The organism is Streptomyces sp. NPDC005566, from assembly GCF_040605575.1.
In the GTDB taxonomy this organism is placed as follows: domain Bacteria; phylum Actinomycetota; class Actinomycetes; order Streptomycetales; family Streptomycetaceae; genus Streptomyces.
On sequence record NZ_JBEXDB010000031.1, the window covers coordinates 44954 to 51979 of the forward strand.

Sequence of the window (7026 nt, forward strand, 5' to 3'; positions counted from 1 at the left end):
CTCCCGTACGTCAGGCAGGAGCTCTCCAGTACGTCTCTAGCCGGCGTTCCTACGTTCGGCCGATGACGATCCTTGACGACCTGACGGTCGCACCGGCCGCACCCGACCTGCGACGCGCCGCCGCTGAACTGCGCCGGCTCAAGGAGGAAGTGAGCCGCGGGCCGGACCCCGCAGCCACCCGGCGCCAGCACGAGAAGAACAAACTCACCGCACACGAACGGCTGGAACTCCTCTTCGACGAGGACACGTTCACCGAGATCGAGCCGCTGCGCCGGCACCGGGCCTCCGGCTTCGGTCTCGAAGCACGCAAACCGCACGGCGACGGCGTCGTGATCGGCTGGGGGCTCGTCCACGGCCGGACGGTGTTCGCCTACGCGCACGACTTCCGCGTCTTCGCCGGCGCCCTGGGCGAGGCCCACGCCGCGAAGGTGCACAAGGTGATGGACCTCGCGGAGGCTGCCGGCGCACCGCTGGTGAGCCTCAACGACGGGGCGGGCGCCCGTATCCAGGAGGGTGTGACGGCGCTCGCGGGTTACGGCGGGATCTTCCGCCGCAATGTCGCGGCCTCCGGGGTCATCCCGCAGATCAGTGTGATGCTCGGCCCGTGCGCCGGGGGAGCCGCCTACTCGCCGGCGCTCACCGACTACGTCTTCATGGTCCGCGACTCGGCGCAGATGTTCATCACGGGACCCGATGTCGTACAGGCGGTGACGGGCGAGAAGATCACCCACAACGGCCTGGGCGGCGCCGATGTGCACGCGAGCGTCTCGGGCGTCAGCCACTTCGCGTACGACGACGAGGTGACCTGCCTGGAGGACGTACGGTTCCTCATCGCGCTGCTGCCGTCCAACAACCGCGAGATGCCTCCCGTGGTGGCCTGCGAGGACCCTGCCGACCGGCGCACCGACGCCCTCACGGACCTGGTGCCGGCCGACCCGGGCCGCAGCTACGACATCCGTACGGTGATCGAGGAGATCGTCGACGACGGGGAGAGCTTCGAGGTCCACGAGGCGTGGGCGCCGAACATCGTGTGCGCTCTCGCCCGCCTGGACGGCCACCCGGTGGGCATCGTCGCCAACCAGCCCGCGGCCCTGGCCGGGGTCCTGGACATCCATGCCAGCGAGAAGGCCGCCCGCTTCGTCTCGACGTGCGACTCCTTCAACATCCCGCTGGTCACCCTCGTCGACGTGCCCGGCTTCCTGCCCGGCGTCGACCAGGAGCACAACGGAATCATCCGGCACGGCGCCAAGCTCCTGTACGCGTACTGCAACGCGACCGTGCCGCGTATCTCCCTCGTCCTGCGCAAGGCCTACGGCGGCGCGTACATCGTCATGGACTCCCGGTCCATCGGCGCCGACCTGGCCTTCGCCTGGCCGACGAACGAGATCGCCGTGATGGGGGCGGAGGGTGCCGCCAACGTCATCTTCCGCCGGGAGATCGCCGCGTCCGACGACCCGGAGGCGCTGCGGGCGCAGCGCATCGACGAGTACAGGACCGAGCTGATGCACCCCTACTACGCGGCCGAACGAGGCCTCGTGGACGACGTGATCGACCCAGGGGACACCCGTCGGATCCTCATCCGCTCGCTGGCCATGCTGCGCTCCAAGCACGCCGAAGTGCCGTCCCGTAAGCACGGGAATATCCCTACATAGTGGGGTGATTCGACAGATCCACGCACACGCGAGTCCCGGTCTAGGGCACAGACGTTCCATGGCTGCACCGGAAACGGCGGCCCGCTACGAGCGAGCGGCCGACCGGTCCGGCCGGCCGGGGAGGCTCACAACCCGAACCGCCCCGGCCGCCGATACCGACTCACGATCAGCAGTGACACGGACGAAGGGATCGACAGTGACCCCCACAGTGCCAACCGGCAGGTGCGCAGAGCCGCACCCGGCCCCGTCGAAGGCCAGGTAGACCATGCGCAGAGTCGCCATCACCGGCCTGGGCGTCGTGGCCCCCGGTGGGGTCGGTGTCAAGGAGTACTGGAACCTGCTCACGGCGGGCCGAACCGCCACCCGCAGGATCTCCTTCTACGACCCCTCGCCGTTCCGTTCGCAGGTCGCCGCCGAGTGCGACTTCGACCCCCGGGCCGCCGGACTCTCCCACCAGGAGATCCGCAGACTCGACCGGGCCTCCCAGTTCGCGGTCGTCTCCACCCGGGAGGCCCTGGCCGACAGCGGCCTCGACCTCTCCGCCCTCGACCCGGGCCGCATAGGCACCGCGGTGGGCAGCGCGGTCGGCTGCACCACCAGCCTGGAGCGCGAGTACGCCGTCGTCAGTGACGGCGGCCGCAAGTGGAACGTGGACCACGAGTACGCCGTACCCGAGCTGTACCGGCACTTCGTACCCAGCTCCATCGCCGCCGAAGTCGGCCTGGCGGCAGGTGCGGAGGGCCCGGCAGCGGTCGTCTCCACCGGATGCACCTCCGGTCTCGACTCGCTGGGCCACGCGGTCGAACTCATCCGCGAAGGCACCACCGACATCATGATCGCCGGTGCCACCGAGGCCCCGATCTCGCCGATCACCTCGGCCTGCTTCGACGCCATCCACGCCACCACCCCTCGCAACGACACCCCGGAGAGCTCCTGCCGGCCCTTCGACCGGACCCGCAGCGGACTCGTCCTCGGCGAGGGCGCGGCGATCCTGGTCCTGGAGGAGCTGGAGAGCGCGCGGCGGCGCGGCGCGCACATCTACGCCGAGATCGCGGGCTTCGCCTCCCGCTGCAACGCGTACCACATGACCGGTCTCAAGCCGGAGGGCCTCGAAATGGCGGAGGCCATCGACGTCGCCCTGGCCGAGGCCCGCCTCGCACCGGACACCGTCGACTACATCAACGCACACGGCTCAGGCACCAAGATGAACGACCGCCATGAGACCGGCGCGTTCAAGCGCAGCCTCGGGGAGCACGCGTACCGCACCCCGATCAGCTCCATCAAGTCGATGATCGGGCACTCGCTCGGCGCCATCGGCTCCCTGGAGATCGCCGCCTGCGCCCTCGCGATGGAGCACAGCATCCTGCCGCCCACCGCGAACCTCCACGAGCCCGACCCCGAGCTCGACCTCGACTACATCCCGCTGGTCGCCCGCGAGAAGAAGACCGACGTGGTCCTCAGCGTGGGCAGCGGCTTCGGCGGATTCCAGAGCGCCATGGTGCTGGCCCGCCCGGAGAGGAGCACCTCATGACCGCCGCAGTGGTGACCGGCCTGGGCATCACCGCCCCCAACGGCCTGGGAACCGAGGACTACTGGAAGGCCACACTGGCCGGCGAGTCCGGCCTCGGACCCGTCACACGCTTCGACGCCACCCAGTACCCCTCCCGGATCGCCGGGGAGGTCAGCGACTACGTCGCCGAGGACCACATCCCCAGCAGGCTGATGCCGCAGACCGACCACATGACGCGCCTCGCGCTGACCGCGGCCGACTGGGCACTGGCCGACGCGGGCATCGACACCACCGAACTGCCGGAGTACGGCATCGGCGTCGTCACCGCCGCGTCCGGCGGAGCCGTCGAGTTCGGCCAGCGGGAGCTGCAGAACCTCTGGAGCAAGGGCAAGGAGTACGTCAGCGCCTACCAGTCGTTCGCCTGGTTCTACGCCGTCAACACCGGCCAGATCTCCATCCGGCACAAGCTGCGCGGACCCAGCGGCGTGCTGCTCACCGAACAGGCCGGCGGCATCGACGCCCTCGGCCACGCCCGCCGCCACATCCGCAAGGGCTTCCCGGCCGTCATCTCCGGCGGTATCGACGCGGCCATCTGCCCCTGGGGCTGGGTACCGCAGATCGCTTCCGGTCTGATGAGCACCGTCGACGACCCGGCCCGCGCCTATCTGCCCTTCTCCGAGGAGGCCGGCGGATACGTACCCGGCGAGGGCGGCGCGATCCTCCTCGTCGAAGACGCCGAGTCGGCCCGTACCCGCGGTGCCGCCACGGTCTACGGCGAGATCGCCGGATACGCGGCGACCCTCGACCCGGCCCTCGGAACAGGCAGACCGCCCGGTTTGCGCAGGGCCGCCGAGAACGCCCTCGCCGACGCCGGGATCACCGCCGCCGACATCGACGTCGTCTTCGCGGACGCCGCCGGCGTACCCGAGCTCGACCGGGCCGAGGCCCAGGCCCTCACCGAGATCTTCGGCGCGCACGGGGTCCCCGTCACCGCACCCAAGACCATGACGGGGCGCCTGCTCGCCGGGGGCGCCGCCCTCGACGCGGCGACCGCACTGCTCGCCCTGCGCGACGGTGTCATCCCGCCCACCGCCAACGTCGGCGCCGCCGCCGCGGGCCACGCCATCGACCTGGTGACCGAGGCGCGCGAGGCCGGACTGCGCAACGCGCTCGTCCTCGCACGCGGCCACGGCGGCTTCAACGCGGCACTCGTCGTACGCCGCCCGCGCTGAACAGCCACATGAACCCCACGCGCACCACAGGCACCCCCACCCGTACCACCGGCACGCCCGACCGACCCATACGCCCAACCGAGAGGACGGCACCGACCATGAGCACCACGACCGCCACAGTGACCCTGGCCGACCTGACCCGCATGCTGCGCGAGAGCGCAGGCGAGGAGGAGGGCATCGACCTCGACGGTGACGTCATCGACACCCCGTTCATGGAGCTCGGCTACGACTCCCTCGCACTGCTCCAGGTCATCGGGCAGATCCAGCGCGAGTACGGCATCGAGATCCCGGACGACGCCGTCGTCGACGCCGAGACCCCGGGTGCCCTCCTCGCCCTCATCAACTCCGGCCAGGCGCCCGCCGCCTGAGCCGGCCCCATACGGCCGCCCCGCCTTCCGTCCCCCCGGGGCGGGGCGGCCGTCACTGCGCCGAGCCACCCGAACCACCTTTCATTGCCCCCTTACTGCCCCCTTACGCACCGAATGGGGCCGGAGCCGCGGCCCACGAGGAGGGAACCATGTCGCTCACGAACCGGAGTGCGGTGGTCCGCCGGCTGATCGTCAGCCCAGGCTCCGCGCCCCAGCAGCACGCACGAGCCGTGGCCTCGGCCGCCGGCGTATCGGCGGTGCTGCGCGCCTTCGGCCGTCCTCCCGAGGACCTGCCCGCCCGTACCGTCGTCCTCCTCGGAGCGGCCGCCTTCGAACCGGGCATCAGGCCCGAACACGAGGGCTTCACCGTCCGTACGGCATCCACCCCCGGCCGTGCGCTGCGCCAGGCCCACCGGGAACTCCACGAGGGAACCGCCGACCTCGCCCTCGTCGCAGGCTTCGGCGAACCCGACCCCCAGACCATCACCGTGTACGCGGTCAAACGCGCCGCCGAAGCGGTGGCGGAGGGCGACGCGGTCCTCGGCGTACTCGACGTCACCACCCCCGCAGACGAGGACACCGCCCCGGCGCTGCGCCCGATGCACCAGAACCCGCGAGGCACCGACCCCGACCGGCACCGCCTCATCCTCTGGTCGGGCCGGAACGCCGCCGACGAGGAACGAGTACGCGGCGAACTCCTGCCGATGCTCAGCGGAGTGCACCGTGAGGTCTTCCCCGCCCTGCCGACCACCGTGCCCTGCGGCACCGCCCCCGGCCCGGTACGCGGAGCGGCCGTCACCGTCTCGGCCCTCGCCTCACGTGCCGTGCACAAGGCCCGCACCACCGACGCCTCACGCCCGCGGCCCATCGCCCTCCTCTTCCCGGGCCAGGGCTCCCAGCACGCCGGGATGGCAGCAGGCCTCTACCGCCGCGAACCCGTCTTCACGGCGGCGGTCGACGCGGCCCTCTCCCACATGGGTGAGGAAGGACCCCGTATCCGCGCCGACTGGCTCGACCCCGCGCGTGCCTCCATCGGCATCGACGACGTACGCCGGGCCCAGCCCCTCCTGTTCGCGATCGACTACGCGCTCGGCCGCCTCGTACTCAGCTGGGGCGTCCGCCCCACAGCCTTCCTCGGCCACAGCGCGGGGGAGCTCGTCGCCGCGACCTTCGCCGGGGTCGTATCCCTGAGCGACGCGGCCCAGATGGTGCAGGCCCGGGTCCGGGAGGCCGTGAAGATCCCCGCGGGTGGCATGCTCGCGGTCGCCGCGAGCGAGGAGCAGTTGCTCCCGTACCTGACCGAGGACGTCGGCATCGCCGCCGTCAACGCCAACCAGCAGGTGATGCTGGCGGGTTCGAAGGGGCCCCTCACCGAGGTCGCCGCCCGACTCAAGGCGGACGGCCACACCGTGGTCACGGTCCCCGCGACCAGCCCCTTCCACTCCCCGGCGATGGCCCCCGCCTCCGACGCGGTGGAAGTCGCCTACCGCGACGTCCCGCTGCGGGAGCCGAAGCTGCCCCTGTACTCCGGCTACACCGGAGCCCTGATGAGTCCCGAGGAGGCGCGCAGCCCCCGCTTCTGGGCCCGCCAGATCACCGACACCGTCTACTTCCGCAACGCCCTGGACGAGCTCCTGGCAGCCGACGACGTCCTGCTCGTCGAGGCGGGCCCCCGCCAGACACTCACCGCCTTCGCCCGCAGGCACCGCTCGCTCCGCCTGGGCGCCGGCGCGGTGACCCCGCTCCTCCCGGCCCGCGCCGGCACGCCCGAAGCCGACCGACAGTCGGTGCTCACGGCAGCTGCCCGCATCTGGACCGAGGGCCACGACCTGGACCTGAACGCGGTGGCCAGGATGTGGACCTGGAGCGAGGAGGAGCAGTCCGCGGGCACCGCGGCGCCCCGTGTCCACGCAGAGGCGGAGGTACAGCTCGCATGAAGTACGTGAACAGAGCCCTGCGCGAGATCTACAGCTCGCTGACCGCGGCGGGCTGGATCTGGCTGGGCCTTCCCATGATGGGACCACCCGTACCGATGGCCGCGACGCGCCTGAAGGAACCGCCGGAGGGCCATCCGGAAAGGCTTTGCCCGGACGTACCGCTCACCCGTACGGAACTCGCACTGCAAAAACAACTCATGGCACCGATCGGGGAGCGGGAGTGAACGAGATCCGCCGTCTGGACCGGGTGATCATTCGCTTCGCGGGTGACTCGGGTGATGGTATGCAGTTGACGGGTGACCGGTTCACGTCGGAGACGGCGTCGTT

Annotated in this window: 6 protein-coding genes; all 6 read left to right on the forward strand. The window is 71.1% G+C overall.

What is annotated here, in order from left to right; genetic code table 11:
* The first annotated feature begins 62 nt into the window (after positions 1 to 62).
* A complete protein-coding gene (locus tag ABZS61_RS33025) occupies positions 63 to 1652 on the forward strand; it encodes an acyl-CoA carboxylase subunit beta (protein WP_356429622.1) in 1590 nt (529 codons plus the stop codon).
* Positions 1653 to 1917: 265 nt separating this feature from the next.
* Positions 1918 to 3183 (forward strand): beta-ketoacyl-[acyl-carrier-protein] synthase family protein, encoded by a 1266-nt coding sequence (locus ABZS61_RS33030; RefSeq protein WP_356429624.1) that lies wholly within the window; start codon positions 1918 to 1920, stop codon positions 3181 to 3183.
* A complete protein-coding gene (locus ABZS61_RS33035) occupies positions 3180 to 4394 on the forward strand; it encodes a ketosynthase chain-length factor (protein ID WP_356429626.1) in 1215 nt (404 codons plus the stop codon). Before ABZS61_RS33030 ends, ABZS61_RS33035 begins: the two co-directional genes overlap by 4 nt.
* Before the next feature lie 98 nt (positions 4395 to 4492).
* Positions 4493 to 4762: an acyl carrier protein gene (locus tag ABZS61_RS33040; protein WP_329207366.1), complete on the forward strand. Its 270-nt coding sequence runs from the start codon at positions 4493 to 4495 to the stop codon at positions 4760 to 4762.
* A gap of 149 nt (positions 4763 to 4911) precedes the next feature.
* Complete coding sequence (locus ABZS61_RS33045) at positions 4912 to 6699, forward strand: acyltransferase domain-containing protein (protein ID WP_356429629.1); 1788 nt, start codon at positions 4912 to 4914, stop codon at positions 6697 to 6699.
* A complete protein-coding gene (locus ABZS61_RS33050; protein WP_356429632.1) occupies positions 6696 to 6923 on the forward strand; it encodes a DUF6059 family protein in 228 nt (75 codons plus the stop codon). Before ABZS61_RS33045 ends, ABZS61_RS33050 begins: the two co-directional genes overlap by 4 nt.
* Positions 6924 to 7026 lie beyond the last annotated feature (103 nt).